The organism is Endozoicomonas sp. SESOKO3, from assembly GCF_024606255.1.
On the sequence record NZ_JAHHPR010000168.1, the window covers coordinates 1 to 1,622 of the forward strand.

Below are 1,622 nucleotides of genomic sequence, written 5' to 3' on the forward strand. Positions count from 1 at the left end.
GAGTAGCACTATCTTGAGTAGCACTATCTTGAGTAGCACTATCTTGAGTAGCACTGGTCAATGCCTGCTGAAAAGACTCATAGTACGCAAGCGTCACCAGTATATCTTCGTATGATCGAGTCGTCAGTCCATCTTCGTTAAGTCCGGCATTGTGCTGTGCAGCTAACTCCTCCAGTAACGCCGTTTGCCTGTTTCGAATGACGTACTGGTAGCTTTTGACCTTGTCTGTTTTGATCTTTGTTATTGTTTCAGTAGCGGGTGGGAAGCCATAAAATTCTTCCAGGAGGTGGTACAGACCCATTTGCACAAAGGCGATATCGCTGGGATTCTGTTTCTGACCACGGAAGACAATAATCTCCCCCGGAGCTTCATTCACTGCCAGTTTTGGATAGCCAGCAGGTACAGGATAAGCCTGTGTCTCATCCTCTGCGTGTACAACATAGCCAACGGGTTTAAGGTAGGACAACAGATTATTCAGGGCCATCTGTTGTAAGTCTTCCTTCAGAACATGAACCCGGGTATAGGCCGTGGTGGCCGCTGCAAAAAGAGCCTCATCATTGACAAAGAGCGATTGCCCCAGATGCTTCAGTTCCAGAGGTTGATCGCCCGCGGCGATAAGACGCATAAAGGTGCGCCCGTTGACTTCAACTTTGTCTACTTCAATGGCGGCAAGGGCAACATAGTGATCAATTTCGCCCAGGCTTCCTGCTCTTTTATTGGCTCCTTTCAGTATTGCGACCAGCTGTTTGGGGTTGGCGACTTTCGTTAATGGTTCTAATGGTTGGATGTCACCTGATTGACTACAAACAGCCTCGACTGAATCCTGACTGGTCATTCCGTCTCTGACTTCAATGATCAGTTTGCTGTCTTCAAGGTTATGGGTGAACCTGAAGACTCCCTCATTACCGACCTTTAGAATTTTGGTGTATTTCTGAGCAACCCCATGCTCGTCTGTTTCAAACTGATCAACACTGGAAACACCCTCATCGATGCCAGAAAGAACATCTGTGAAGCCTTCAGAGGGAACGTCATAGCCTGCTCTGGCTATCGCCTGATCAGGGTAGGTGGTGGTAAAGGATTTGGGGATTGGTTGCTGGTCGTGACCTAAAGTTGGCCGAACCATGACTTCACTGTGGGTAAACTCCCCACGTCCACTGCCCGGAATATCGACAGATTTTATCTGCAGCCTCCGATCGGCCAGTGCCTGTGAAGCAGCGATGGAAGAGTTGATGGCAACAGCCACTGCAAGGCTTAATGCATTGAGGCGGGGATGTGTCATTCTTCTACCTCAGAGCTGAATACTTTTATTGCCGTGAAAAGTAATGCTTACACCGGGCGAGAAAGCAACTTCTAATTTAATCGCTCATGGCTGTTTTACCATGCTGTTGAGACAATCTAGTCCACAGTGGCAAAAGTTCAACGCCAGCAAAATTGAGTTGTTTTTTTCAGAGAAGGAGTGCATTCATGGCTTCTAACATAGCTTCCAAGATAGCCTCTGACAGGGTTTAATCGATGGTATGGTCTGAAAGAAACCAGTATGTATTGCTTTATACCGGTTTCTTTTGGGTGGCTATGAAGGGATCATCCACTATTTTCTGATATCAAAGTTCGTTGCGGGTATT

At 47.1% G+C, this 1,622-nt stretch carries 1 protein-coding gene; it reads right to left on the bottom strand.

The window, feature by feature from the left end; translation table 11 throughout:
* On the bottom strand, nt 1-1,279 hold a 1,279-nt coding region (locus KDK18_RS03000), incomplete at its 3' end, for a hypothetical protein (protein WP_257253106.1).
* Between the last annotated feature and the right edge of the window lie 343 nt (nt 1,280-1,622).